Origin of the sequence: Pseudomonas panipatensis (assembly GCF_900099785.1) — a bacterium.
GTDB lineage: Bacteria > Pseudomonadota > Gammaproteobacteria > Pseudomonadales > Pseudomonadaceae > Pseudomonas > Pseudomonas panipatensis.
Genome location: NZ_FNDS01000002.1, coordinates 343268 through 367713 on the forward strand (window position 1 = coordinate 343268; position 24446 = coordinate 367713).

A 24446-nucleotide genomic window follows, 5' to 3' on the forward strand; every position below is an offset into this window, starting at 1 on the left:
GGCCGCCAAGGCGATGGGCAGCGCTTCGCTCAACGCTAACCTCCGAACCCACACCGCCGTAGCGTCGGGGCGTGGCGCGCTACCTGGCAAGCCACACGGCGTCAAACCAGTTCGGGGTAGTCCGCCGCCAGTTGCGGCCAGTCGCGTTGCGTCTGTTCATCGTCAGCGAGCAACTGGAAGCCGGCGAACTCGAAGGCCGGCGACACCGTGCAGCCGACCAGCGCGTAGTCGCCCAGGCAACGCGCCGCCTGCCAGGCCCGGGCCGGCACGGCGCGCTGCGGCAGGCTGCCCTCGCCCACCGGGCCAAGAAGCTCCCGGCGCAGCGTGGCGGGGCTTTCGGCGATCAGCAGTTCCAGCGGGCCGCCTTCGTGGTAATGCCAGAGTTCATCGGCATCGACCCGGTGCCAGCGACTCACCGTGCCAGCGGGCAGCAGGAAGAGGATCGCCGACGACTGCGCTCGGCCCGCCGCGTCGCACTGGCGCGAGGTGAAGAGGCGGCGGTAGAAGCCGCCTTCCGGGTGCTCGGCCAGCCCCAGGCTGTCGATCAGGTAGCGGGCGCGCGGATGCATCGGTGTCAGCCTTTCAGCGCCGCGATGAAGTCGGCGATCCAGGGTTCGGCATCGGTTTCCGGCGTCACCGTTTCGCTGGCATCCAGGCGCAGCATCGGCAGCACCTCGCGCAGGCCCAGTTCGGCGTACAACTCACGGACCTGCTCGCCACCGCCGCAGTAGGTGTCGCCATAGCTGGAATCGCCCAGGCCGATCACCGCGCCGGGCAGGCCACGCCAGTTCGGCAGGCGGTCGCGGATGGCGTAGTAGAGCGGCTGGAAATTATCCGGCAGTTCACCGAGGCCAGTGGTCGACGTCACCACCAGGAAGGCTTCCGGCGCCGCCGCGCAGAGCGCCTCCAGGGTGGCGCGCGGCTCGTACCAGGTCTCCAGGCCGGCGGCCTCCAGCAGGCGCTTGGCATGGCGCGCGACTTCTTCGGCTGTGCCGTAGACCGATCCGGACAGAATGGCGACTTTCATGGTGACTCCCAGTTCACACGACAAGGCCCGTCATTATGCCGCAAGGCGATGCTGACGCGGCATCGACGCCCCTGTACAAGCCCGCAAAAATCTATACAAAAACAAAAATTCGTACACAAATAGAATTGCAGGATTCCACCAGAACAACGGAAAAGACCCACGCTTCAAGAGGTTGCCGTATAAAGGCAGGCACCGGGCGGCAAAATGATTTGTACAAAACGATGGACTGGTATAAGTTTTACCCCAGCACATTACTGGGTCTTTTCCCCTCACCGCCCACTTCGCGAGATCAGCATGGGTTCGAGCAACGCCCCGATTCTCATCACTGGCGCCAGCCAGCGTGTCGGCCTGCACTGCGCCCTGTGCCTGCTGGACGCCGGCCAGCCGTTGATCGTCAGCTACCGTCGCGAGCGCGAGGGCCTGGCGACATTGCGTGAACGCGGTGCGATTTGCCTGCCGGCGGACTTCGCCGACGAAGCCGGCATCCTCACCTTCATCGAGCAGGTGAAAGACCACACCGACAGCCTGCGCGCGATCATCCACAACGCCTCCGACTGGATCAGCGAAGCGCCCGGCCACGAAGCCGAGGCGTTCCGCCAACTGTTCAGCGTGCACATGCTCGCGCCCTACCTGATCAACCTGCACTGCGCGCCGCTGCTGGAGCGCTCGCAGCCCGCCGACATCATCCACATCAGCGACGACGTCGCGCGCAAGGGCAGCGCCAGGCGCATCGCCTACAGCGCCAGCAAGGCCGGGCTGGACAACCTGACGCTGTCCTTCGCCGCGCGCTTCGCCCCGGCGATCAAGGTCAACACCATCGCTCCGGCGCTGGTCATGTTCAACGCCGAGGACGATGCCGACTACCGCGCGCGCACCCTGGCGAAGTCCGCCCTGGGCATCGAGCCCGGACCGGACGTCATCTACCAGGGCATCCGCTACCTGCTGGACAACCCCTATGTCACCGGCACTACCTTGACCGTCAACGGCGGCCGGCATCTCAAATGACCGCCCGCCGGGGCGCGAGGAAGCATTCATGAACGAACCACTGTCCAGCCACTACCGCGAGATTCTCCTCGGCCTGGGCGAGAACCCCGCCCGCGAGGGGCTGCTCGACACCCCCAAGCGCGCCGCCAAGGCCATGCGCTACCTGTGCCACGGCTATGAACTGACCCTGGAAGAGATCGTCAACGGCGCGCTCTTCGCCTCCGACAACGACGAAATGGTGATCGTCCGCGACATCGAGCTGTATTCGTTGTGCGAACACCACCTGTTGCCCTTCATCGGCAAGGCCCATGTGGCGTACATTCCCACCGGCAAGGTACTGGGACTGTCCAAGGTGGCGCGCATCGTCGACATGTACGCGCGGCGCCTGCAGATCCAGGAGAACCTGACCCGCGAGATCGCCGAAGCCATCGAGCGGGTTACCGGCGCTGCCGGCGTGGCGGTGGTGATCGAGGCCAAGCACATGTGCATGATGATGCGCGGGGTGGAGAAGCAGAACTCGCTGATGAACACCTCGGTGATGCTTGGCGCCTTCCGCACGTCCACCAACACCCGCCAGGAATTTCTGCAACTGATCGGACGGAGCAAGTGAAATGACGCGACTCGAGCCGGGCATGGCGCGCATCCGGGTCAAGGATCTGCGCGTGCGCACCTTCATCGGCATCAAGGAGGAGGAAATCCTCAACAAGCAGGACGTGCTGATCAACCTGACCATCCTCTACCCCGCGCAGGATGCGGTGCAGGTCAACGACATCGAGCACGCCCTGAACTACCGCACCATCACCAAGGCTATCCTCGCCCACGTCGAGGGCAACCGCTTCGCCCTGCTCGAACGCCTGACCCAGGAAATCCTCGACCTGGTGATGTCCAACCCGGCGGTGCACTACGCCGAGGTGGAAGTCGACAAGCCGCACGCCCTGCGCTTCGCCGAGTCGGTGTCGATCTCCCTCGCCGGACAGCGCTGAGCCGACCAACGCCCTCCGCCTTTCGGCCCGAGGGCGTTGCTGGCGCGGCACCCGACTCTTATCATCTGCGCAGCCCCGAAATGCCCCGACGCCCCGCGACGACGCGCTAACCGAGAGCCCCTGCGATGACCAAGCCCGCCACCGACACGATCGACCTCAGCCAAGAACAACGCACCGAACTGGAAGCCGCCGCTTTCCGCACGCTGGTCCAGCACCTGCGCACGCGCAAGGACGTGCAGAACATCGACCTGATGAACCTGGCCGGTTTCTGCCGCAACTGCCTGTCCAAGTGGTACAAGGCGGCGGCCGACGACATGGGCCTGGCGCTCAGCGCCGAGCAGGCCCGCGAAGAGATCTACGGCATGCCTTACGCCGAATGGAAGGCCAAGTACCAGAAGGAGGCGACGCCGCAGCAGCAGGCCGCCTTCGACAACGCGAAGAAGCACTGACGAGTCCGCCTTGATGACCCTCACCGATTTCCGCGCGCGCCTGCGCAGCGAGCAACACCTGTTCACCGATACCCTGGCGTTCATCGCCGAGCACTACAGCTACAGCCCCAGCGCCTTCAGCAACGGCACGGTGGAAAACCCCGCCGGGCAGAACGAGGGTTCGTGCAAGACCCTGGGCTTCGCCATTCTCGAAGGCCTCAGCCTGGAAGAAACCCTGCTGGCCTTCGGCGAGCACTACCGCGCGGTGCGCGATAACCCCGAGGGCACCGACCACGCCAACATCCGCGCCCTGCAGGCCACCGGCCTGGCCGGCGTGCGCTTCGAGCGGCAGCCACTGTCGCGGCGCGGCTGACGCCCAGCAGACAGGAAAAAGCCCCGCGATCGCGGGGCTTTTTCATTGCACGCCGGCACTCGGAGCCGTTACAGGGAATCCAGGTAACGCTCGACGTCCAGCGCCGCCATGCAGCCGGCGCCGGCAGAGGTGATGGCCTGGCGGTAGACGTGATCGGCAACGTCGCCAGCGGCGAACACGCCGGGGATATTGGTCGCCGTGGCATTGCCGTCGCGGCCGCCGTTGACCACCAGGTAGCCGTCCTTCAGTTGCAGTTGCCCCTCGAACAGCGCGGTGTTTGGGGTATGGCCGATGGCGACGAACAGGCCATCCACCTTCAGTTCCTCGACGCTGCCGTCGCCGTTGCGCAGACGCACACCGGTGACGCCCATGTCGTCCCCCAGCACCTCGTCCACCTGGGCATTGAGCTTGAGCACGATCTTGCCCTCGGCGACCCGCGCTTGCAGCTTGTCCTGGAGGATCTTCTCGGCGCGGAACGTCTCGCGGCGATGCACCAGGGTCACCTTGCTGGCGATGTTGGCCAGGTACAGCGCCTCTTCCACCGCGGTATTGCCGCCACCGACCACCGCCACCTCGCGGTTGCGATAGAAGAAGCCGTCGCAGGTAGCACAGGCGGAAACGCCCTTGCCCATGAAACGCTCTTCCGATGCCAGGCCCAGGTAACGCGCGCTGGCGCCGGTGGCGATGATCAGCGCGTCGCAGCTGTAGGTCGCGCTGTCGCCCTTGAGGACCAGGGGCTTGCCGGTCAGATCGACCGCGTTGATGTGATCGAAGACGATCTCGGTCTCGAAGCGTTCGGCATGCGCCTGCATGCGCTGCATCAGCGCCGGTCCGGTGAGGCCATGGGCATCGCCCGGCCAGTTATCCACCTCGGTAGTGGTCGTCAGTTGCCCGCCGGCCTGCATCCCGGTGATCAGCAACGGCTTGAGATTGGCGCGGGCGGCATAGACGGCGGCCGAGTAACCGGCGGGGCCGGAACCCAGGATGATCACGCGGGCATGACGGACTTCAGACATGACGGATTCCTCAGCGAGAAAGAGAAAAGGGAGCTGCCAAGTACCAGGGGGAAGGTTGGGAGGAGCGGCAGCTCCCGGCAAACGCAGTTTCGCGAGGAGTGCAGCGACCGACAGGAGCGAACCGGCGCTGACGTGGAGTGACCCACGGCCTGAAGTCTGACAGAAGATTCCCAATACACATTGAGATAAGTCAGGCTCACTCCGAATCGTCGGCAGACCGCCCCACCCTCGCGAAGCAAAACATGCCGCGCAGGGTAAGGCCGGGCAGGCTGGCCACAGAAATGCCGATTCTCAATTCCCACGATAGAGAGCGGCTATGCACACCGCTCGGCGGCGAGCCAGCTAGACTCAGGGAGCCTTCCACCGACCTGCATTCCTGGAATGACGCTACGAACCCGACTGCTGTGGATGTTCCTGCCGTTGCTCGCCACCAGTCTGGTGGGCATCTGGTTGCTATCCGAGCAGATCCTGCTCGAGCGCTTCGACCGCGACGACCGTCAGCACCTCTACGACGAAGTGCGCATCCTCGGCAATCGCCTCAACTTCGAAAAAAAGCGCCATCTGGATATCGTCCGCAGCTACGCCTGGTGGGATGCCAGCTACCGCTTCGTGTCGCGGCCGACGAAGACCTATGTCGAGGAAAACCTCGACATCGACATGCTCGGCAACCTCGACTTCGACTTCGTCATCTACCTCGACAGCCACGCCAAGGTCATCGCCCAACGCTGGGATACCCAGCGCCTGGAGCATCTGGTGCCGGCCGGCGGTTCCCTGCCGGCGTTGCCGCGCCTGCAAAGCGACGTGCTGAAGAAAGCCATCGAACTGGGCGCGACAGACTTCCAGGGCGACCCCGGCCACAGCCTGTCGCAGTGGCTGCTGGTGGATGGCGCGCCGCTGCTGCTGCTCAGCCATCCCATCAGTGACAACACCGGGCTGGCCGAGCCGGTCGGCGCCATCATCGCTGGCTACCTGCTCGACCAGCGCCACCTGCAGTACCTCCAGGAACAGATGGACTCGCGCCTGCAGGTGCTGCCGGGAACGGCGGCCGGGGAAGGCTGGCGGCCGCTGAACATCCCCGGCCGCGACGGCGGTTCGCTGCTCAGCCCACGGCGCGTGGCGGACGCCGACACGCAGCAGGCCACCCTGCTCTACCTGAGTTCCACCGGCGAGCCGCAGTTCCGCTTCGAGATCAGCCAGACGCGCCGAGCCTTCCAGCAGGGCCAGGAAGCCACCCGGCTGTTCCTCGGCATGACCCTGCTGATCACCTTCGTCGCCCTGCTGCTGGCCTACCTGGCGCTGGAAATCTGGATCATCCGCCGCGTACGGCGCCTCAATCAGGAAGTCGCCGGCATCGGCAGCGCCTCGCGGCTGTCGCGCCTGAGCGACCTCGGCGCGGACGAAATCGGCCAGTTGGCCGGCGAAGTCAATCGGATGCTCACTCGCCTGGAGCAGAGCGAAGCACGCGACCAGGCGATACTGGAGAGCATCCGCGACGGCTATTTCGAGCTGGACGACGACGGCATCGTGCTGCGGGTGAACAGCGCCTTCTGCCGCATGCTCGGCTACAGCAACGACGAGGTGCTGGGCCAATCCTACCGGCAACTGCTCGACCTGCCGGACGCCGATCGCGCCCGCGACCTCTATGAACGGGTGCGCGCTGGCGAACAGGAAACCACCTTCGCCGCGCCCTTCCGCCGCCGCGACGGCCAGCGCATCAATGTCGAAACCCGGGTCTCGCCGATGTTCGATGCCAACGGGCGGATCGCCGGGCTGCGTGGCATCCTCCGCGACATCAGCCTGCAGGTCGCCTACCAGAACCGGCTGCTGGAAATGGCCTACCGCGACGCCCTGACCGGCCTCGGCAACCGCAAGGCCTTCAACGAGGAACTGCCACTGGCCCTGCAACGCGCCCAGGGCGGCGTGGGCGCGGCCCTGCTGTACATCGACCTGGACCACTTCAAGCCGGTCAACGACCGCTTCGGCCATGCCGTCGGCGATGCCCTGCTCAAGCAGGTCGGCGAACGCCTGCGCGGCAATCTGCGGCAACCGGACATGGCCTTCCGCCTGGGCGGCGACGAGTTCGCGGTGATACTCGACGACGCCGATGGGCAACTCGCGGAGAACCTCGCCAAGCGCCTGCTGCACAGCCTCAACGCCGACTACCAGGTGGAAGGACAGCACCTGGACTTCCTCTCGGCCAGCATCGGCATCGCCGTGTATCCACAGGACGCCAGCGACGCCGACGGGCTGATCCAGGCCGCCGACAGCGCCATGTACCAGGCCAAGGGCCAACGCAACCGCTACCAGCGCCATCGCGCCGGGCAATAGCCCCGCGAGCGGCCAAACAGACGGCTCGCGGCGCCATGGGCGGCTCTGCTAAGGTCGCAGCCTGGATTCCCACGGAGACACTCCATGCCCAGCCTGAGCGGCCCGCAATACCTCGGCGAAGGCCTGAAACTGATGATGCGACCGGGCCTGCGCCTGTTCGTGCTGCTGCCCCTGGCGGTCAACCTGCTGCTGTTCCTCGGCCTGATCGGCTTTGCCGTGCGCGAGTTCAACCACTGGGTCGCCTGGCTGATGCCGAGCCTGCCGCACTGGCTGAGTTTCCTCGAATTCATCCTTTGGCCGCTGTTCGTCCTGCTGGTGCTGCTGATCCTGTTCTTCAGCTTCACCCTGGTAGCCAACCTCATCGCCTCGCCATTCAACGGCTTCCTCGCCGAAAAGGTCGAAGTGGTGGTGCGCGGCACCGACCAGTTCCCCTCCTTCAGCTGGACCGAACTGATCGCCATGGTGCCGCGCACCATCGGCCGCGAACTGCGCAAGCTCGGCTACTTCCTGCCGCGCGCCATCGGCCTGCTGATCCTCAGCCTGATCCCCGGCGTCAACCTGGTCGCCACCCCGCTGTGGCTGATCTTCGGCGTGTGGATGATGGCCGTGCAGTACATCGACTACCCGGCCGACAACCACAAGCTCGGCTGGAACGAAATGCTCGCCTGGCTGCGCAGCAAACGCTGGGCCTGCATGGGCTTCGGCGGGGTGACTTACCTGGCGCTGCTGATCCCGGTGGTCAACCTGGTGATCATGCCCGCTGCCGTCGCCGGCGCGGTGCTGTTCTGGGTGCGCGAGGGCGGCGACCAGGCGCTCAGCCGAGGCGGGCGCTGAGCCGCCAGAGGAAAAGCCGTGGGCCGAGCGGCCTTTCGCCGTTCAGGGGAAACCTGCACAAGTAGGAAAATTCACCAAGAACCAAGCCTCCCTTCCGACTGATCCGTGCACGCCATCCCGCGAGAATATCCGTAGCCCGGCTTCTCCGGGTTGGCTGCGGCCCGCGCCGGCCGACAGTGCCATCGCCACCGACGGATCACTCGCATGTCCAGACTGCTCAACCTGCTGCTGCGCCGCTCTCATTCGCTGCGGCGCACCCTGATGCTGTTCTATGCCGTGGTGGTGCTGCTGGTGGCCGGGGCCTTTTCCGCGCTCGCCTATCTGTCCCACCAGAGCAGCCTGGAGACCCATGCGTCCAAGGTGTTGTGGGAAAACTCGCAGCGCATCGCGCAAACCTTCGAGGACTATCTGGGCAAGCTCGATGTGATGCTCGCGGTCGCCTACCCGGAAGGCCTGCCGGCAGTCGCCGAGCTGGGCGAGGTGCCGGCACGCGACGAGCTGGTACAGCGCCTGAAGCAGGCCACCATGCTGTTTCCCCCGCCCTACGACCGGGTGTTCTACGGCAACCAGCGCGGGCAGGCGGTCGGCCTGACCCAGCATGAAGACGGCAATACCGAAATGTTCATGCGCCTGGATGTGGAAACCCGCAGCAGCTACCAACTGCTCGGCGGTCTGCAGGGGCGCTGGCAGCTCACCGACAACGAGCGTCTGCCCAACGATGTCCGCACCCGCCCCTGGTACAAGGTCGGCCGGGAAAGTCCGAACCTGACCTGGACGCCCCCCTACCTGTCCTTCTCCGGCCAGGAGCTGGTGGTGGCACGGGTTCGCGGCGTGGCCGACGGCAGCGGCCGCATCGGCGGGGTGCTGGGCGCGGAAATCTCGCTCAAGGCGATGGACGATTTCACTCGCGCGCAGCGGATCAGCGAACACGGCCTGGCGTTCGTCATGGAGGCGAACGGCGCAATGATCGCCGCCAACGATCAGGAATCCATCACCACCGGGGTGTTCCGCCGTTACGCCCAGGATTACCCGGTCTATGGCATTCGCCAGGTCTACAAGGCGCTGGCCGGGCAAAGCGGCATCGCCAGCCTGATGCCGGGCGAGGCCCGCGCCTTTGGCATGCGCCTCGACGGTGCGCCCTACCAGGTGTACGTCCAGGTGCTGCACGTCGGCCACGGTCTCAACTGGCTGGTGGTCACCGCCGCGCCACTGAGCGACTTCGCCGGCGAAATGAACCTGCACCTGCTGATGCTCGCGGTCGGCCTGGCCCTGGTGCTGATCGGCGCGCTGCTCTTGAGCTGGCGGATCGCCGCCTGGATCACCCGCGACGTGAGCACCCTCTCGGCCGCCGTGCGCCAGCTCGGCGAGGGCGGCGTGAACATCGACTTCACGGTCGAGCGCCGCGATGAGATCGGCCAGTTGGGCGACGCCCTGCACCAGATGCACGCCGCGCTGAACAACGACCCGCTGACCGGGCTGTGCAGCCGCGTCGGCCTGACGCGCAACCTGGAGCGGGCGATCGCCCGTCAGGGCGCGTCATTCTCGCTGCTGTTCATCGACCTCAATGGCTTCAAGGCGATCAACGACACCTATGGCCACGATGCCGGCGACCAGGCGCTGATCGAGGTGGCGGAGCGCCTGCGCCTGGCGGTGCGCCAGGGCGATCTGGTGGCGCGCCTGAGCGGCGACGAGTTCGTCGTGGTGCTCTGGCGGGTCGACAGCGACGCCGTCGCGGCGCAGGTCGCGGAGAATATCCGCCGCGCGCTGCAACCACGACTGCAACGCCTGCGGCCATTCGCCGGCGAGCAGCCGGTCCAGGTTGGAGCCGCGCTCGGTACGGCCCTCTACCCGCGCGACGGCGAAGACCTGGAGTCGCTGCTGCGCACGGCGGACCAGGCCATGTACGCCGACAAGTCCGCCAGCAAGGCGCAGCGCTAGGCGCCCAGGCGCAGGGCCGCGGTCAGGTCGCCCATCGGCGTCTGGCCGCGCGCGCGCATGGCCTCGTCGCGTCGCTTCAGACCATCGAGGGTCTCCAGGTCGAAGACCCGCGTGATCAGGCGCAGGATCGAGCCGGTGTCATAGACCGTATGGTCCACCGTGCCCTTGCGCGCGAACGGCGAGACCACCAGTGCCGGCACGCGCGTGCCCGGCCCCCAGCGATCGCCCTTGGGCGGCGCCACGTGGTCCCACCAGCCACCGTTCTCGTCGACGCTGATGACGATGACCATGTTCGCCCACTGCGGACTCTCCTGCAGGTGCTTCACCGCCCGCACGATATGCCGGTCGCCGCTGGCGATATCGGCGTAGCCGGCATGCATGTTGAGGTTGCCCTGCGGCTTGTAGAAGGTCACCGGCGGCAGCTTGCCGGCGCGCGCGTCGGCGAAGAAGCGGTTGCTCGACGGATCGTCGCCTAGCCCCGCGTCGCGCAGTCGCCGCGCCCGTTCCTGGGGATACTCCGGGCCCAGGCGGACGAAGTAGTTGAATGGCTGGTGGTGGTACTGGAAGTTGGGAATCCTGGGGATACCGCCGGAGATCTTGTACTGCTCCAGGGTGGCCTGCCAGGCTCCGGCGTACCAGGCCCAGTCGATGCCCTTCTTGTTCAGCTTGTCGCCGATGTGCTCATGTGTTTGCGGCACCAGCACATTGGCCTGCGCCGGCAGCGCGTAGTCCGGCCGCGCCGGATCACGCTGGGCGGTCGGCCAGTACGGCGGCAGCATGGTGTTGACGGCAAAGCCATCGGGCGTGAGGGCGCTCGGACCGAACTTGGGCGGGCCACCCTGGACGCTCGCCGGGGAGTCCTCCAGCGGCTTCAGGCGCGGGTCCTCCGGGTCGTCGCTTTGCAGCGTGGCGATCTGCGAGCGCGCCGGCGAGTCATGCGCGTCCGGGTAGACCGGCGCGGTCGCGGCGACCAGATACTGGTGATTGAGGAAGGAGCCACCGAAGGCACCCTGGAAGAAGTTGTCGCAAAGCACGTAGTCCCTGGCCAGGTCCCACAGACGCAGGCTGTACGGCGTTTGCGCGTAATAGCCCATGGGCAGCGCGCCAGAGTCGGCCCAGGCGACGAACCGGTCGTTGCGGCCGCCATTGATCTGCATCTGGTTCTGGTAGAACACATGCCAGAGATCGCGGGTCACCAGGCCCAGCGGCAAGTCTTCGCCTTGCGGGCCCTTGAGCGCGAAGGGCGCATTGGGCAGATCGACCTGGTACTGCACCCCCTCGGCATAGGTCACACCTTCCAGGGTCTGGCCGAGCGGCAGCACACCACCGAATACCGGCGGCAGCTTCTCCAGCAGGCTGCCGTCGCGGTCGCGCTGCTGGTACTCGGCCGGTTGCAACGCCGAGAGCGGCTTCTGCACACCGGGGAAATCGCCGAACAGGTTGTTGAAGCTGCGGTTCTCCGCATAGATCACCACGATGGTCTTGACCTGCTCGCGCAACGCCCGGTCCAGCTCGACGCCGCTCGACTCGAGGCCGCTTGGCGCCCCTTGCGCCTCGCCCGCCTGCGCGCCGTCCTCGCCGATCAGTCCGCCCAGGGCGACGCCCGCGCCGAGCACGGCGACCCCACCGAGGAAGCGGCGGCGCTCGGCATCAGGCAGTTGATCGTCATCGTTGCCCGGCAAACGCTCGTCTGGTTTTTCGCTCATCGCGGACTCCACTGGTCGGAAATCAAACCCGCTGAACTCTAGCAGTGCTTTGTGACGAGCAGGCGAAGGCTCTGAGGCGGCGCTTTCCGCACCGGCCGCGGATTTCTCCGGAAAACCCTGTCACATGGCTGTCATCCGTCTTTCACATGAGCTACATGACGTCGGCAGAAACTGCCCCCCATGAGCACGACTCCCCTGCGCATCGCGCTGATCAGTGAAACCTTCCCACCGGAAATCAACGGCGTCGCCAATACCCTCGGCCGCCTCGCCGCCGGTCTCCTGCAACTCGGCCACCGGGTGCAGGTCGTGCGGCCGCGGCAAAGCGGCGACGATGGCCGTCACAGCAACGACGAGCTGCTGCTCACGCGCGGCTGGCCGCTGCCCGGCTACCCGGGCCTGCAGTGGGGCCAGTCGTGCCTGCACAAACTGCTGCGCCACTGGCAACGCCTGCGCCCGGACGTGCTCTACATCGCCACCGAAGGCCCGCTCGGCCTGGCCGCCCTGCGCGCCGCCCGACGCCTGCGGATTCCGACGCTCAGTGGCTTCCACACCAACTTCCAGCAATACAGCGCGCACTACGGCCTGGGCCCGCTGACCCGCCTGGTCACCGCCTACCTGCGCTGGTTCCACAACCGCACCCTGCGCACCCTGGTGCCCAGCGCCAGCCAGGCGGTGGAACTGGAGCGGCGCGGCTTCGAGCACATCGCCCAGCTCGCCCGCGGGGTCGATGGCCGCCTGTTCCAGCCCGGCCGCCGCGATGACGCCCTGCGCCGCCAATGGGGTCTCGCCGAGCAGGACATCGCCGTGCTGCACGTCGGCCGCCTGGCCGCGGAGAAGAACCTGGCACTGCTGGGACGCACCTTCCGCCAGCTGTGCGTGGCGCACCCACAGCTCAAGCTGCGCCTGGTCATCGTCGGCGACGGGCCGCAGCGCGCCCAGCTCGCCCATGAGCTGCCGGAGGCGATCTTCTGCGGCTTGCAGCGCGGCGAGGAACTGGCCCGGCATTACGCCAGCGGCGATCTGTTTCTGTTTCCCAGCCTCTCCGAGACCTTCGGCAACGTGGTCCTCGAAGCGCTGGCCTCGGGGCTGGCGGTGGTTGCGTTCGACCAGGCCGCGGCCGCCCAGCACATTCGCCATGGCTACAACGGCGCGCTGGCCACGCCCGGCGACGAAGCCGACTTCATCGACGCCGCCAGTTGGCTGCTGGACGATCGCGAGCATCTGCGCCATCTGCGCCTGAACGCGCGCCAGCATGCCGGGCGCCTGGAATGGGGCAGCATCGTCGAGCGTTTCGAGGGTTACCTGCTGGACGCCAGCCGCTTGCAGGCGTCCAGCGCGACCGGCAATGACGCCGCGCTGAACGCCAGCTCGCTGCGCAAGTGAGTCAGGCGAAGGGCTTCGGCTCGGCGGCGAACGACAGGCTCATCGCCCCGGCGCCCAGGTTGATGCCGCCAGTCGGACTGAGCATGGCCAGGTGCACGGCGATGCCACGTTCCAGGCAACTCTGCTCCAGCGCATCGAACCCCGGCAGGTCGCGCAACGCCGAGGGATCGCCGGCATAGCTCAGGCAGACGTGCGGGGCCAGCAACTCACCGGCCTCGACCCGCGCACGGGCGAAATTGAGCAGGCGCTCGGCGGATTTCTCGTAGTTCGGCGAGACCGACACCGGCTTGTCTTCGCCATGCACCAGGCTGAGCACCGGCTTCATGTCGAGCATCGAGCCGATGCCGAGGAAGGCGCCACGCAGGCGATCGCCGATGCTGCTGCGGTCGCCCTTCTGGAAACCGCGGCGGCGAATGTGGCCGAGATCGTTGGCCACCAGGAAGGTGTTCATCTGCTCGCTGAGTTGCTCCAGGCGCGTGCGGATGGCATTCGGATGTTGGTCCTCGGCAAGCAGTCGCACGCCTTCGGCAGCCAGTACGGCAAGCCCGGCGAATACCGTCTGGCTGTCCACCACGCGCAGCGCGAAGGGGCCATTGATGCCGGCGGCCGCGCGGCGTTCACGGTAGTTCTGCAACAGACCGAAGGACGCCTGGGTGGCATTCTCGAAGATCGGACTGCGCACGCTGCTGACGGTCAGGCAGATCACGTAGTCGAAGTCGGTCACCAACTGGTCGAGGAACCAGTTCTGCACCTCGGCGGCGTTCAGCGGCTCGCTGCCATCCTCAGGGCCGACCTTGGGCAGGTCCTGGGAATAGAAACGCAGGGTAGTCTCGGGGTCACGGTCATCGATGATCCGGCGCTCGCCCAGGCGAATCCCGATGGGCATCACGCGGATGTTGTTAGCAGCTAGGAATTCAGGGGGCAGGTCGCAGGTCGCATCCACCACCACGCCAATCCGCATGGTATTGCTCCTTTGGCCGTGTACCGGCCTATTGTTGTGTGATCGCGGTCATACAATGCCTGTTTCCGACATTTAAGTCAGCATACTGGAACCTTCGTCTCGGAAAAGTTTTGTAATTGCGCCACAAACCGTCCTCCCAAAGCCAAAGGCCCGCCCGGGGCTGAACCCCCGCGCGGGCCTGGGTAGTACGTCGACTCAGGCCAGCGTGGCCAGCGACTCTCGGCTGAACGGCTTGATGTCGGCCAGGCGGCCGTCACGCACCTTGAGCGCCCAATCCGGGTCGACCAGCAGGGCGCGACCGACCGCGACCAGGTCGAACTCCTGGTTGTTCAGGCGCTCCAGCAGACCGTCGATACCGGAGGGCTGGGCGACCTCCTGGGTATTGCCGAAGAAGGCCAGGAACTCGCTGCCGTCGAGGCCGACGTTGCCCACGGTGATGGTCGGCTTGCCGGTGAGCTGGCGGGTCCAGCCGGCGAGGTTGAGCTCGGAACCCTCGAACTCGGGAATCCAGAAGCGTCGGGTCGAGCAGTGGAAGATATCCACACCCGCCTCGGACAGCGGCTTGAGGAACTCGCCCAGGGCTTCCGGGGTTTCCACCAGGCGCGCGCCGTAGTCCTGCTGCTTCCACTGGGAGAAGCGGAAGATGATCGGATAGTCCGGCCCCACCGCCTCGCGAACGGCTTTGATCAGCTCGATGGCGAAGCGCGAACGATTGGCCAGGCTGCCACCGTACTCGTCGCTGCGCTGGTTGCTGCCGGCCCAGAAGAACTGGTCGATCAGGTAGCCGTGGGCGCCGTGGATTTCCACGCCGTCCATGCCGATGGCCTTGGCGTCGCGGGCGGCCTGGGCGAAGGCGGCGATGACATCCTGGATATCCTGCCGGGTCATTTCATGGACCAGCACCTGACCGTCCTTGACCTTGCCGCTGGGGCCATAGCCCGGCACGCTCGGTTCCGGCTCGGTGCCCAGACGGCGCACCGCGCCGACGTGCCAGAGCTGCGGAACGATCTTGCCGCCTTCAGCGTGCACGGCATCGACCACCTGCTTCCAGCCGGCCAGGGCGTCCTCGCCGTAGAAGCGCGGCACGTTCGGGTAACCGTTGGCGGCCGGGTGGTTGACCGTGGTGCCCTCGGTGACGATCAGGCCGACGCCGGCGGCGGCGCGGCGGCGGTAGTACTCCACCACGTCGGCATGCGGCACGCCGCCCGGGCTGAAGTTACGGGTCATCGGCGCCATGACCACGCGGGTCGGCAACTCCAGGTTAGCGAGGCGGAAAGGCTCGAACAGTCTCTCTACGGATGCGCTCACGAAGGTACTCCAGGGACGGCCAGGCGACCGGTCGTCTCGTCAGTGGTTGAAGGAAATCACGCCCGCAACAGGTGCTCCAGGCGAGTGAGGAAAGCTTCCATGGGCTTCAGCGACGCGCCGCTCTTCAGCCGCGACAGCACGCCCTGCCAGGCATTGCTGATGAATTCGGCGAGGTTCGCGCAGTCCTCGCCCGCCGGCAGCTCTCCGGCACGCTGCGCGTCCTGCAGGCAGGCGCGGAGGATGTCCACCGCGCGCTGCTGGATGGTCTCCACCTTGGCGCTGATCGCCGGTGACAGCTCGGCCATCTCGAAACTCAGGCTGCCGATGAAGCAGTGGTATTCGAGCTTCTCCTGGCGCGAGAAGTGCGCCATCAGCTCGCGGTAGTAGGTCAGTATCCGCGCGCGCGGCCCCAGCAGCGGATTGCCCAGTGCCTCGGCGTAGCGCCCCAGGCGCTGGCCGTAGAGGTGCTCCAGGGCCTGCAGGGCGAAATCTTCCTTGCTGGCGAAGTAGTGATAGAAGGAGCCCTTGGGAATGCCGGCGGCCTGGACGATGTCCTGCACGCCGGTGCCGTGGTAGCCGCAGCGGGTCATGACCTGGGAGCCCTTGGCAAGGATCAGGTCGCGCTTGTCGAGTCGGATGCTGGTGTTCATGGCCGGGAGAATATGACCGGTCGTCTCGCCCCGCCCAGCACTATTGATATCGGTGATTGGCGCTCACAATCCAACGCGGCCCCGGCTCGCCGGGAACGGCCTCAGAGCCAGGTCACGCTGCGCTCCAGAGGGAAGCGCAGGCGCGGGTTGTAGACGCCCTTCTCGCTGGCCTTGCCGACCGCCACCAGCATGACCGGCACGGCCTGGCGGGGAATCGTCAGTACGCGGCGCAGGCGCACGTCGTCGAAGCCTTCCAACGGGCAACTGGCGTAACCATGACTCTGCACGGCGAGCATGAAGTTCTCCGCCGCCAGCGCAGTGGACTTCACCGCCCACAGGCGCATCTGCGCACGACTGTTGGGCGTGCGCATCACGGCTCGGCGCAGGCCGACGACCCGCACCAGCCAGCGTTTGAAGCAACCGAGCAGGCCAAAGGGCCCCTGGTTGTACTGGAAGGGCGCGGTGCGGCGATAGAAGTCGCGGATCGGCGGCGGCACCTCGGCCTCCGGCCATTGTTCGATGATCTGCTGGCAGGCCTCGCGCCAGGTGTCCGGGCGGGCCAGGACCAGCACCAGGACCTGGGCGCTACGCGCGGCGTTCTGGTTAAGGCAGACCGGGTGAAGGCGGCGGAGCAGCTCGGGGTCACGGATGACCTGGAAACTCCAGGGCTGCAGGTTGCAGGAGTTGGGCGCGAGCGTCGCCAGCTCCAGGCAATCGCGCAGCACGGCATCCGGCACCGCTTCGTCGGTGAAGCGCCGCACCGAACGCCGCTGCTCGATCAGCAGGCGCAATTCGGCGGGGCTGGCGGGCAGGATCGGGGACTCGGAAATGAGTCGGGTCATGGCGGCGGCATCCTCGGTCGATCGGAGGATTTAAACCGCACGCGGGACGGGCGGGAAGTGTCCGGGCGAAATGCCGGCAGAAATGGCGCAAGCGCCCTTGGCGCCAGGCAGCCGGCCCGAGACGCTCAGACGCGAAGCGGGCAGCGCCTCGGGCGGAGGCCGCCACCCGGCTCAGCCGAGGGCTTTCTCGATGGCCTGCACCAGTGCCGGGTCGTCCGGCGTGGTGCGCGGGCTAAAGCGCGCCAGCACGCGGCCGTCGGGGCCGAGCAGGAACTTCTCGAAGTTCCAGGTGATGTCGCCGGGGAACTCCGCGCCCTCGCCGGCCAGCAAGCGATACAGCGGGTGCCGCTCCGGCCCGTTGACCTCCAGCTTGGCGGACATCGGGAAACTCACGCCGTAGTTCAATGAGCAGAAGGCCTGGATTTCCGCCTCGCTGCCCGGCTCCTGGCCGGCGAACTGGTTGCACGGCAGGCCCAGCACCACGAAACCGCGCTCACGGTATTGCTGGTAGAGCTTCTCCAGCGCGGCGTATTGCGGCGTCAGTCCGCACTTGGAGGCGACGTTCACCACCAGCACGACCTTGCCCTTCAGCGGGGCAAGCGGCAGATCCTGGCCGTCGAGGCCGTGCAGAGTCAGATCGTGGAAAGCGCTCATGGCGTACTCCTTGGAATTGATGTGGCACAAAGTGCCCCGCGCCCTGCCAGACAAAGCGTCCGCGCGGCGCGTCCCAGTCGGATCGGGAAAAGAACCCTGGCGTCCCTGCGTGCGAAAGGCGCCCGCAGGCGCCTTTCAACGAAACAGCTTAGCAGTTCCGACCGGGCTTCACCGGGCCATCAATCGGCCCGGCGAGCGCGATATCAGTGGTGATGACCACCTTCGCCGTGAACGTGGCCGTGGGCGACTTCTTCCGCGGAAGCGTCGCGCACCTGGACCACCTTGACCTTGAAGTTCAGGCGCTGGCCGGCCAGCGGGTGGTTGCCGTCGACGGTCACGTCGTCGCCGTCGATGTCGCGGATGGTGACGATCTGCATGCCGCCGTCCGGAGCCGATGCATGGAACTGCATGCCGACTTCCAGCTCATCGACGCCTTCGAACATTTCGCGGCTCAGGGTGGCGACCAGCTCGGCGCTGTACTCGCCGTAGGCTTCGCCCGGCTCGATGGAGACGTCCAGCTCGTCACCGACCTGCTTGCCTTCCAGCGCCTTTTCCAGGCCGGCGATGATGTTGCCGGCGCCATGCAGATAAACCAGCGGAGCGCCGCCAGCGGAACTGTCGATGACATCACCTGCATCGTTGGTCAGGGTATAGTCGATGGAAACCGCCTTTTTGGCTGCGATCTGCATGGTACGAAACCTTTCGGAAAAAGAAGAAGAGCGGGCAAGTTTACGCTCCGCCGGGGCCGAATGCGACCCGAAGGCTGACGGATGGCCCGCCGTCGAGGTGCCGCGCCTGCTTGACTTCCATCAGGACGAGGACGGCCACTGGGTGGCAGTGTTGTCCTGCGGACATACCCAGCATCTGCGCCACCAGCCACCCTGGCAATCGCGCGCCTGGGTGCTCGATCCGGCCCGCCGCGCGGCGCAGATCGGCCAGCCATTCCCTTGCGGCTGGTGCGCTCGCGGCGGCAAGCCCGACAACGACAAGGAATGAGGTGACCATGCCGGCGCGCAACATCCTGGTGATCAACTGCGGCAGCTCGTCGATCAAGTTCGCCCTGGCCAACGAGGAGCGCAGCGATTTTCTCCTGCATGGCCTGGCCGAGCGCCTCGGCTCGCCCGAGGCGGTGCTGCATTGGCAGCGCGGTGAACAGAGCGACAGCCAGGACTTGGCCGGCGGCGCCCACGAGGCCGCCCTCGCGCGCCTGCTGCCGCTGGTCGAGCAGACCCTGGAAGGCCCGCTGCACGCGATCGGGCACCGTGTGGTGCATGGCGGCGAGCGCTTCACCCAGGCCTGCCGGATCGACGCCGAGGTACGCCAGGCGATCCGCGCCACCGCGCCACTGGCGCCGCTGCACAACCCGGCCAACCTGCTCGGCATCGAGGCGGCCATGGCGCTCTATCCGCAACTGCCCCACATCGCCGTGTTCGACACCGCCTTCCACCAGAGCCTGCCGCCGCGCGCATACCGCTACGCCGTGCCGGATGCGCTGTACCGCGAGCAGCACGTGCGCCGCTATGGCTTCCATGGCACCAGCCACCGCTACGTCAGCCACCAGGCCGCGGAAATGAGCGGACTGGCGGTCGGCGACAGCAACTGGCTGTCGGCACACCTGGGCAATGGCAGTTCGACCTGTGCGATCGCCAATGGCCAGAGCCGCGACACCAGCATGGGCCTGACCCCACTGGAGGGCCTGGTGATGGGCACCCGCAGCGGCGACGTCGATCCCAATCTGCACAGCCACCTGGCGCGCACCCTGGGCTGGAGCCTGGAAAAGATCGACCACATGCTCAACAACGACAGCGGCCTGCTCGGCCTGTCCGGGCTGTCCAACGACATGCGCACGCTGGAACAGGCACGCGAGCAGGGCCACGCCGGCGCCGCCTTGGCCATCGAGGTGTTCTGCTATCGCCTGGCCAAGTCGCTGGCCGCCATGACCTGTGCGCTGCCACGCCTGGACGGCATCATCTTCACCGGCGGCATCGGCGAGAACTCGCCCCTGGTGCGCAACCTGACGGTGCAGCACTTGCACGTCCTCGATCTGCAACTCGACGGCGCGGCCAACGCCCGCTGCGTGCGCGGCGTCGGCGGGCCGATCCATGCCGCGGGTCACCCGCGGGTGCTGGTGATCCCGACCAACGAAGAACGCCAGATCGCCCTCGACACCCTGGCCGTGCTCGACTGAAGATTGCCACCGGCAGCACGCATGCCCCGCTCGCGCCGCCTGCCCGGCCCCACAAGGGCCACCTCGAACCGAACGGCTTAAGGAGCCCGGATGCATACCTTCTTCATCGCCCCGACCGGATTCGGCGTCGGCCTCACCTCCATCAGCCTCGGCCTGATCCGCGCCCTGCAACGCGCCGGACTGAAGGTCGGCTTCTACAAACCCATCGCCCAGCCGCAACTGGGCGACGACGGCCCGGAACGCTCCAGCGAGCTGGTCGCGCGCACCCACGGCCTGAAGACGCCCACGCCGCTGGCGCTGAGCAAGGTCGAACGCATGCTCGGCGAAGGCATGCTCGACGAGTTGCTGGAGGAGATCATCCAGCAGTTCCAGGTGGCCGCCGCCGACAAGGACGTGATGATCGTCGAAGGCATGGTGCCGACCCGGCATGTCAGCTACGCCGCGCGCATCAATATCCACCTGGCGAAGAGCTTCGACGCCGAGGTCGTCCTGGTCTCCGCGCCGGAAAACGAGACCCTCAACGAACTCTCCGACCGCCTGGAAATCCAGGCCCAACTGTTCGGCGGCCCGCATGATCCGAAGCTGCTCGGGGTGATCCTCAACAAGGTCCGCGATAACGACGACGAAGGTCGCCCGCTGCATGGCGAGGCCGCCGCCCGGCGCTACGCGGCGCGCCTGCAGGAACATTCGCCGCTGCTGCGCAACGGCGCCTTCCGCCTGCTCGGCTGCATCCCCTGGCAGGACGACCTCAACGCCCCGCGCACCCGCGACGTCGCCGAGCTGCTCGATGCCAGCGTGCTCAACGCCGGCGACTATGAGCAGCGGCGGGTGCAGAAGATCATTCTTTGCGCGCCCTCGGCGCCAAACACCGTGCACCTGCTCAAGCCCGGCGTGCTGGTGGTGGTGCCGGGCGACCGCGACGACATCATCCTCGCCGCCTGCCTGGCGGCCATGAACGGCGTGCCGCTGGCCGGCCTGCTGCTGTGCAGCGGCCTGGCCCCGGACGCGCGGATCATGGAGTTGTGCCGCAGCGCCCTGCAAGGCGGCCTGCCGGTGCTGACGGTGAAGACCGGCTCCTTCGACACCGCCGGCGACCTGAGCCGGATGAACAAGGAAATCCCGGTGGACGACCGCGAGCGCGCCGAGCGGGTCACCGAGTACGTCGCCGAGCACATCGATTTCGACTGGCTGCGCCAGTGCTGCGGCGCGCCCCACGAACCGCGCCTGTCGCCACCAGTGTTCCGCTACCAACTGACGCAACGCGCGGCGCGCGCCGGCAAGCGCATCGTCCTGCCCGAAGGCAGCGAGCCACGCACCGTGCAGGCGGCGGTGATCTGCCACGCCCGCGGCATCGCCCGCTGCGTGCTGCTGGCCAAGCCCGACGACGTGCGCGCCGTGGCGCAGATGCTCGGCATCGCCCTGCCGGAGGACCTGGAAATCGTCGACCCGGACCTGGTCCGCGGGCGCTATGTCGAGCCCATGGTCGCCCTGCGCAAGGGCAAGAACCTCAACGCGCCGATGGCCGAGCAGCAACTCGAAGACAACGTGGTGCTGGGCACCATGATGCTCGCCCTCGATGAAGTCGACGGCCTGGTTTCCGGCGCCGTGCACACCACCGCCAACACCATCCGCCCGGCGCTGCAACTGATCAAGACCGCGCCCGGCTACAACCTGGTGTCCTCGGTGTTCTTCATGCTGCTGCCGGACCAGGTGCTGGTGTATGGCGACTGCGCGGTGAATCCCGATCCTTCGGCCAGTGACCTGGCCGAGATCGCCCTGCAGAGCGCCGACTCCGCACAAGCCTTCGGCATTACCCCGAGGGTCGCCATGATCAGCTACTCCACCGGCGACTCCGGCAGCGGGGCAGATGTCGAGAAAGTGCGGGAAGCTACGCGCATCGCGCGGGAAAAACGCAGTGATCTGTTGATAGACGGGCCATTGCAGTATGATGCCGCCGCCATCGCCAGCGTCGGCCAGCAGAAAGCCCCGGACAGCCCGGTGGCCGGCCGCGCCACGGTGTTCGTGTTCCCCGACCTGAATACCGGGAACACCACCTACAAGGCGGTACAGCGCAGCGCCGACTGCATCAGCATCGGCCCCATGCTGCAAGGCTTGCGCAAGCCGGTGAACGACCTGTCGCGCGGCGCCCTGGTGGAGGACATCGTCTACACCATCGCGCTCACCGCGATTCAGGCCGACACGCAGCACCATTGACCGCAGGACGCCGCCCCCCCGGGGCGGCACAGGCCAACGCCGGGCACAGGAGTGCCGATCGCAACAAGCCGGGGCCAAGACCCCGCCCACGCGCCACGACCGATCATGGCGCCCATGTACAAGGACTGCTTCATGCTGAATGTTCTACCCCACTTCCTGCGCGGCTCGCTGGCCGGCCTGCTGTTGGTGCTCAGTACGCTGTGCTGGTGCCTTCCCCTGCTGGGCATGTCGCTGATCAAGCTGCTGCTGCCCTTCTCTGCCACCCAGCAGGCCTGCAGCAAGCTGATGAGCCTGATCGCCGAAGGCTGGATCGCCTGCAACAAGGGCTGGATGAACCTGGTCCAGCGCACCCGCTGGCACGTCGAGGGTCTGGAAACGCTGGACTACCAGCACTCCTACCTGGTGACCAGCAACCACCAGAGCTGGGTCGACATCCTCGTCCTGCAGTACCAGCTCAACCGCCGCCTGCCGCTGCTGCGCTTCTTCCTCAAGCAGCAACTGATCTGGGTTCCCGTCATCGGCCTGTGCTGGTGGGCGCTGGATTTCCCCTTCATGAAGCGCTACAGCAAGGCCTACCTGGAGAAATACCCGGAGAAGAAGGGCCAGGACCTGGCCACCACCCGCAAGGCCTGCGCCAAGTTCAGCCGCATTCCGGTGGCCATCTTCAACTTCCTCGAAGGCACCCGCTTCACCCGCGCCAAACACGACCAACAGGACTCGCCCTTCCAGCACCTGCTCAAGCCCAAGGCCGGCGGCATCGCCTTCGTGCTCGATGCCATGGGCGAACAACTGCGCACCCTGGTCAACATCACCATCCACTACCCGGACGGCAGCCCGACCTTCTGGTGCCTGCTCTCGGGCCGCCTCAAGCGGGTGGTGGTGCGTTTCGAGGAGTTGGAAATCCCGCGCCAGTTCATCGGCAAGAGCTACGACCAGGACGAGAACTATCGCGCCGAATTCCAGCGCTGGGTCAACCAGCTTTGGGAGCGCAAGGACCAGTTGCTGAGTCAGTTGCACCGCGAATTCCCGGCGGCCGCCAAGGCCTGACGCCAATCGCCGCCGCAACGAAAAAGCCCGCCATACGGCGGGCTTTTTCTTGCCGCGCAATCAGTACTGCGGCTGGTACTGCTGCTGCGGAGCGCCTTGCGGCTGGGTGCCCTGGGCACCGCTGCCCTGGGCGCCCGGCAGCGCGCGCAGGTTGACCTCGACGCGGCGGTTCTGCGCACGGCCGTCGGCGCTGGCGTTGCTCGCGATCGGCTGGTCCGGGCCCATGCCACGGGTGCTCACCCGGCTGCCATCGACACCCTGCGAGGTCAGGTAGGTGGCCACGCTCTGTGCGCGACGCTGCGACAGGTCCATGTTGTGCGCACGGCTGCCGGTGCTGTCGGTGTAGCCAACGATCTCGATGCTGTTCTGGTTGAACTGCTTGAACGAGTTGGCCAGGTTGTTCAGCGGGGTATAGAAGGACGGCGCGATGTTGGCCGAGTCGGTGGCGAAGGTGATGTTGCCCGGCATGATCAGCTTGATGTCATCGCCCTGGCGCTGCACTTCGACGCCGGTGCCCTGCATCTGCTGGCGCAGCTGGGCTTCCTGTTTGTCGGCGTAGTAGCCGTAACCGGCGCCGGCCATGCCGGCTACCGCGGCGCCAATCAGCGCACCCTTGCCACGGTTGTCGTGGTTGATGGCAGCACCGGCGACGGCACCGGCCAGCGCACCCAGACCACCGTACTTGACGGTCTTGCTCACGCCACCTTCGGGCGGAGCCTGGGTATTGGGATCATAAGGATTCTGCGCGGCACAACCGGCCATGAGGGCAAAAGCGGTTACGGCCGCAACCATGGACAGACGACGTGCGGTGAACATGAAGGAGGACTCCTCGAGTAGCGATACGCCCATTTTCGGGCGGCAGATTAGAGCACAGCACAGCGCGAAAATTCCGCGTTGCGCTGCAAATAGCCATCAGGCACGGATAAAGGGGTTCTCGCGCATCTCATCGCCCAGGCGAGTCTCCGGGCCATGGCCGGTGACCACAGTGGCGTCCTCGTCGAGGGTGTAAAGACGCTGGCGGATCGAGCGTTCGATGGCGCCGTAGTCGCCGCCCCAGAGATCGGTGCGGCCGATGCCACGGCGGAACAGGGTATCCCCGGCGATCAGCAGCTTGGCCTGGGGGAACCAGAAGCTCATGGAGCCCGGCGTATGCCCCGGCGTGTGCAGCGCCACACCGCAGCCACAGGCCAGCGCTTCGTCGTCGCGCAGCCACTGGTCCGGCGACGGAACCGGCTTGTAGGGCACGCCGAACAACTTGCACTGCATTTCCAGGTTGTCCCAGAGGAACTGGTCGTCCTGATGCAGGTGCAGGCTGGCGCCGGTCCGCTTCTTCATCTCGCCGGAGGCGAGGAAGTGATCCAGGTGCGCATGGGTGTGGATGATGCTCACCACCTTCAGGCCCAGGGCATCCAGGCGCTGCAGGATCAACTCATGGTCACCGCCCGGATCGACCACGATGGCCTTTTTCGTCAGCGGGTCGCCGATGATGGTGCAGTTGCACTGCAAGGGGCCGACGGCGAAGGTTTCTCGTATCAGCGCGGGTTTTGCGGCTTCCATGGATGTTCCTGCAGGGTTATTGGCA

General features: G+C 66.5%; 25 protein-coding genes. 13 read left to right on the top strand and 12 right to left on the bottom strand.

The genetic code is table 11. The features are described 5' to 3' along the window. Positions 1-101: 101 nt before the first annotated feature. Entirely contained in the window at positions 102-569 is a 468-nt protein-coding gene (locus BLQ74_RS05705) for a cupin domain-containing protein (protein ID WP_090261573.1), read from the bottom strand. A 5-nt stretch (positions 570-574) separates the two neighbouring features. After that, positions 575-1027 (bottom strand): flavodoxin, encoded by a 453-nt coding sequence (locus BLQ74_RS05710; RefSeq protein ID WP_090261574.1) that lies wholly within the window; start codon positions 1025-1027, stop codon positions 575-577. 294 nt (positions 1028-1321) lie between these two features. Between BLQ74_RS05710 and folM the strand changes: the two genes are divergently transcribed. From folM to BLQ74_RS05735, 5 genes are all read left to right on the top strand, one after another. After that, positions 1322-2032: a dihydromonapterin reductase gene (gene folM, locus BLQ74_RS05715; protein WP_090261575.1), complete on the top strand. Its 711-nt coding sequence runs from the start codon at positions 1322-1324 to the stop codon at positions 2030-2032. A 28-nt stretch (positions 2033-2060) separates the two neighbouring features. Beyond that, complete coding sequence (gene folE, locus BLQ74_RS05720; protein ID WP_090261576.1) at positions 2061-2621, top strand: GTP cyclohydrolase I FolE; 561 nt, start codon at positions 2061-2063, stop codon at positions 2619-2621. 1 nt (position 2622) lies between these two features. Then, complete coding sequence (gene folX / locus BLQ74_RS05725; RefSeq protein WP_090261577.1) at positions 2623-2994, top strand: dihydroneopterin triphosphate 2'-epimerase; 372 nt, start codon at positions 2623-2625, stop codon at positions 2992-2994. Positions 2995-3119: 125 nt separating this feature from the next. Further along, positions 3120-3443, top strand: coding sequence for a DUF1244 domain-containing protein (locus tag BLQ74_RS05730; protein ID WP_090261578.1), 324 nt, complete (start codon positions 3120-3122; stop codon positions 3441-3443). A 13-nt stretch (positions 3444-3456) separates the two neighbouring features. Continuing rightward, the gene (locus tag BLQ74_RS05735; RefSeq protein WP_090261579.1) at positions 3457-3795 is read left to right on the top strand and encodes a HopJ type III effector protein; all 339 of its coding nucleotides are present in this window, start codon (positions 3457-3459) and stop codon (positions 3793-3795) included. 68 nt (positions 3796-3863) lie between these two features. On the opposite strand, the gene trxB is transcribed toward BLQ74_RS05735, so the two are convergent. After that, positions 3864-4811, bottom strand: coding sequence for a thioredoxin-disulfide reductase (trxB, locus tag BLQ74_RS05740; RefSeq protein ID WP_090261580.1), 948 nt, complete (start codon positions 4809-4811; stop codon positions 3864-3866). Between the two features lie 381 nt (positions 4812-5192). Here trxB and BLQ74_RS05745 point away from each other — a divergent pair, with 381 nt between their 5' ends. The 3 genes from BLQ74_RS05745 (at position 5193) to BLQ74_RS05755 (ending at position 9911) form a co-directional block, all read left to right on the top strand. Next, positions 5193-7139 (top strand): sensor domain-containing diguanylate cyclase, encoded by a 1947-nt coding sequence (locus BLQ74_RS05745; protein ID WP_090261581.1) that lies wholly within the window; start codon positions 5193-5195, stop codon positions 7137-7139. 84 nt (positions 7140-7223) lie between these two features. Further along, positions 7224-7973 (top strand): sulfate transporter CysZ, encoded by a 750-nt coding sequence (gene cysZ, locus BLQ74_RS05750; protein ID WP_090261582.1) that lies wholly within the window; start codon positions 7224-7226, stop codon positions 7971-7973. A gap of 204 nt (positions 7974-8177) precedes the next feature. Then, positions 8178-9911 carry a sensor domain-containing diguanylate cyclase gene (locus BLQ74_RS05755; protein ID WP_090261583.1) on the top strand — a complete coding sequence of 578 codons (1734 nt, stop codon included), beginning with the start codon at positions 8178-8180 and terminating at the stop codon, positions 9909-9911. On the opposite strand, the gene BLQ74_RS05760 is transcribed toward BLQ74_RS05755, so the two are convergent. Beyond that, positions 9908-11617, bottom strand: coding sequence for an acid phosphatase (locus BLQ74_RS05760; RefSeq protein WP_090261584.1), 1710 nt, complete (start codon positions 11615-11617; stop codon positions 9908-9910). The genes BLQ74_RS05755 and BLQ74_RS05760 overlap by 4 nt on opposite strands. 180 nt (positions 11618-11797) lie before the next feature. Here BLQ74_RS05760 and BLQ74_RS05765 point away from each other — a divergent pair, with 180 nt between their 5' ends. Beyond that, positions 11798-13000, top strand: a complete 1203-nt coding sequence (locus BLQ74_RS05765) for a glycosyltransferase family 4 protein (protein ID WP_090261585.1) — start codon at positions 11798-11800, stop codon at positions 12998-13000. A 1-nt stretch (position 13001) separates the two neighbouring features. Here BLQ74_RS05765 and BLQ74_RS05770 read toward each other — a convergent pair whose 3' ends face one another. The 6 genes from BLQ74_RS05770 to BLQ74_RS05795 form a co-directional block, all read right to left on the bottom strand. Next, positions 13002-13961 (bottom strand): DegV family protein, encoded by a 960-nt coding sequence (locus BLQ74_RS05770; protein ID WP_090261586.1) that lies wholly within the window; start codon positions 13959-13961, stop codon positions 13002-13004. Positions 13962-14156: 195 nt separating this feature from the next. Then, the gene (locus BLQ74_RS05775; RefSeq protein WP_090261587.1) at positions 14157-15269 is read right to left on the bottom strand and encodes an NADH:flavin oxidoreductase; all 1113 of its coding nucleotides are present in this window, start codon (positions 15267-15269) and stop codon (positions 14157-14159) included. Between the two features lie 56 nt (positions 15270-15325). After that, complete coding sequence (locus tag BLQ74_RS05780) at positions 15326-15919, bottom strand: TetR/AcrR family transcriptional regulator (protein ID WP_090261588.1); 594 nt, start codon at positions 15917-15919, stop codon at positions 15326-15328. 101 nt (positions 15920-16020) lie between these two features. After that, on the bottom strand, positions 16021-16761 hold the full coding sequence (locus BLQ74_RS05785; RefSeq protein ID WP_090261589.1) for a nitroreductase family protein: 741 nt from the start codon (positions 16759-16761) through the stop codon (positions 16021-16023). 171 nt (positions 16762-16932) lie between these two features. After that, positions 16933-17415: a glutathione peroxidase gene (locus tag BLQ74_RS05790; protein WP_090261590.1), complete on the bottom strand. Its 483-nt coding sequence runs from the start codon at positions 17413-17415 to the stop codon at positions 16933-16935. Positions 17416-17618: 203 nt separating this feature from the next. After that, positions 17619-18104, bottom strand: coding sequence for an FKBP-type peptidyl-prolyl cis-trans isomerase (locus BLQ74_RS05795; RefSeq protein ID WP_090261591.1), 486 nt, complete (start codon positions 18102-18104; stop codon positions 17619-17621). On the opposite strand from BLQ74_RS05795, the gene BLQ74_RS05800 reads away from it, so the two are divergent. From BLQ74_RS05800 to BLQ74_RS05815, 4 genes are all read left to right on the top strand, one after another. After that, positions 18073-18411: a DUF3565 domain-containing protein gene (locus tag BLQ74_RS05800; RefSeq protein ID WP_090261986.1), complete on the top strand. Its 339-nt coding sequence runs from the start codon at positions 18073-18075 to the stop codon at positions 18409-18411. The genes BLQ74_RS05795 and BLQ74_RS05800 overlap by 32 nt on opposite strands. 7 nt (positions 18412-18418) lie before the next feature. After that, complete coding sequence (locus BLQ74_RS05805) at positions 18419-19603, top strand: acetate kinase (RefSeq protein ID WP_090261592.1); 1185 nt, start codon at positions 18419-18421, stop codon at positions 19601-19603. A gap of 90 nt (positions 19604-19693) precedes the next feature. Next, positions 19694-21817, top strand: a complete 2124-nt coding sequence (gene pta, locus BLQ74_RS05810; RefSeq protein WP_090261593.1) for a phosphate acetyltransferase — start codon at positions 19694-19696, stop codon at positions 21815-21817. A gap of 132 nt (positions 21818-21949) precedes the next feature. Beyond that, positions 21950-22864 carry an acyltransferase gene (locus tag BLQ74_RS05815; RefSeq protein WP_090261987.1) on the top strand — a complete coding sequence of 305 codons (915 nt, stop codon included), beginning with the start codon at positions 21950-21952 and terminating at the stop codon, positions 22862-22864. A 60-nt stretch (positions 22865-22924) separates the two neighbouring features. On the opposite strand, the gene BLQ74_RS05820 is transcribed toward BLQ74_RS05815, so the two are convergent. Together BLQ74_RS05820 and BLQ74_RS05825 are read right to left on the bottom strand one after the other, a co-directional pair. After that, positions 22925-23680 carry a YiaD family glycine zipper/OmpA-like lipoprotein gene (locus BLQ74_RS05820; protein ID WP_090261594.1) on the bottom strand — a complete coding sequence of 252 codons (756 nt, stop codon included), beginning with the start codon at positions 23678-23680 and terminating at the stop codon, positions 22925-22927. A 96-nt stretch (positions 23681-23776) separates the two neighbouring features. Beyond that, a complete protein-coding gene (locus tag BLQ74_RS05825) occupies positions 23777-24421 on the bottom strand; it encodes an MBL fold metallo-hydrolase (RefSeq protein ID WP_090261595.1) in 645 nt (214 codons plus the stop codon). Positions 24422-24446 lie beyond the last annotated feature (25 nt).

Excerpts from the sequence above, each read along its gene's own strand:
- BLQ74_RS05710 (WP_090261574.1), bottom strand. The coding sequence starts at position 1,027 with ATGAAAGTCGCCATTCTGTCCGGATCGGTCTACGGCACAGCCGAAGAA.
- BLQ74_RS05780 (WP_090261588.1), bottom strand. The coding sequence starts at position 15,919 with ATGAACACCAGCATCCGACTCGACAAGCGCGACCTGATCCTTGCCAAG.
- BLQ74_RS05765 (WP_090261585.1), top strand. The coding sequence starts at position 11,798 with ATGAGCACGACTCCCCTGCGCATCGCGCTGATCAGTGAAACCTTCCCA.
- BLQ74_RS05730 (WP_090261578.1), top strand. The coding sequence starts at position 3,120 with ATGACCAAGCCCGCCACCGACACGATCGACCTCAGCCAAGAACAACGC.
- BLQ74_RS05800 (WP_090261986.1), top strand. The coding sequence starts at position 18,073 with ATGGAAACCGCCTTTTTGGCTGCGATCTGCATGGTACGAAACCTTTCG.
- folM (WP_090261575.1), top strand. The coding sequence starts at position 1,322 with ATGGGTTCGAGCAACGCCCCGATTCTCATCACTGGCGCCAGCCAGCGT.
- BLQ74_RS05795 (WP_090261591.1), bottom strand. The coding sequence starts at position 18,104 with ATGCAGATCGCAGCCAAAAAGGCGGTTTCCATCGACTATACCCTGACC.
- BLQ74_RS05815 (WP_090261987.1), top strand. The coding sequence starts at position 21,950 with ATGCTGAATGTTCTACCCCACTTCCTGCGCGGCTCGCTGGCCGGCCTG.
- BLQ74_RS05790 (WP_090261590.1), bottom strand. The coding sequence starts at position 17,415 with ATGAGCGCTTTCCACGATCTGACTCTGCACGGCCTCGACGGCCAGGAT.
- cysZ (WP_090261582.1), top strand. The coding sequence starts at position 7,224 with ATGCCCAGCCTGAGCGGCCCGCAATACCTCGGCGAAGGCCTGAAACTG.
- BLQ74_RS05820 (WP_090261594.1), bottom strand. The coding sequence starts at position 23,680 with ATGTTCACCGCACGTCGTCTGTCCATGGTTGCGGCCGTAACCGCTTTT.
- BLQ74_RS05785 (WP_090261589.1), bottom strand. The coding sequence starts at position 16,761 with ATGACCCGACTCATTTCCGAGTCCCCGATCCTGCCCGCCAGCCCCGCC.
- BLQ74_RS05760 (WP_090261584.1), bottom strand. The coding sequence starts at position 11,617 with ATGAGCGAAAAACCAGACGAGCGTTTGCCGGGCAACGATGACGATCAA.
- BLQ74_RS05825 (WP_090261595.1), bottom strand. The coding sequence starts at position 24,421 with ATGGAAGCCGCAAAACCCGCGCTGATACGAGAAACCTTCGCCGTCGGC.
- BLQ74_RS05745 (WP_090261581.1), top strand. The coding sequence starts at position 5,193 with ATGACGCTACGAACCCGACTGCTGTGGATGTTCCTGCCGTTGCTCGCC.
- BLQ74_RS05805 (WP_090261592.1), top strand. The coding sequence starts at position 18,419 with ATGCCGGCGCGCAACATCCTGGTGATCAACTGCGGCAGCTCGTCGATC.
- BLQ74_RS05735 (WP_090261579.1), top strand. The coding sequence starts at position 3,457 with ATGACCCTCACCGATTTCCGCGCGCGCCTGCGCAGCGAGCAACACCTG.
- BLQ74_RS05770 (WP_090261586.1), bottom strand. The coding sequence starts at position 13,961 with ATGCGGATTGGCGTGGTGGTGGATGCGACCTGCGACCTGCCCCCTGAA.
- folX (WP_090261577.1), top strand. The coding sequence starts at position 2,623 with ATGACGCGACTCGAGCCGGGCATGGCGCGCATCCGGGTCAAGGATCTG.
- pta (WP_090261593.1), top strand. The coding sequence starts at position 19,694 with ATGCATACCTTCTTCATCGCCCCGACCGGATTCGGCGTCGGCCTCACC.
- folE (WP_090261576.1), top strand. The coding sequence starts at position 2,061 with ATGAACGAACCACTGTCCAGCCACTACCGCGAGATTCTCCTCGGCCTG.
- BLQ74_RS05755 (WP_090261583.1), top strand. The coding sequence starts at position 8,178 with ATGTCCAGACTGCTCAACCTGCTGCTGCGCCGCTCTCATTCGCTGCGG.
- trxB (WP_090261580.1), bottom strand. The coding sequence starts at position 4,811 with ATGTCTGAAGTCCGTCATGCCCGCGTGATCATCCTGGGTTCCGGCCCC.
- BLQ74_RS05705 (WP_090261573.1), bottom strand. The coding sequence starts at position 569 with ATGCATCCGCGCGCCCGCTACCTGATCGACAGCCTGGGGCTGGCCGAG.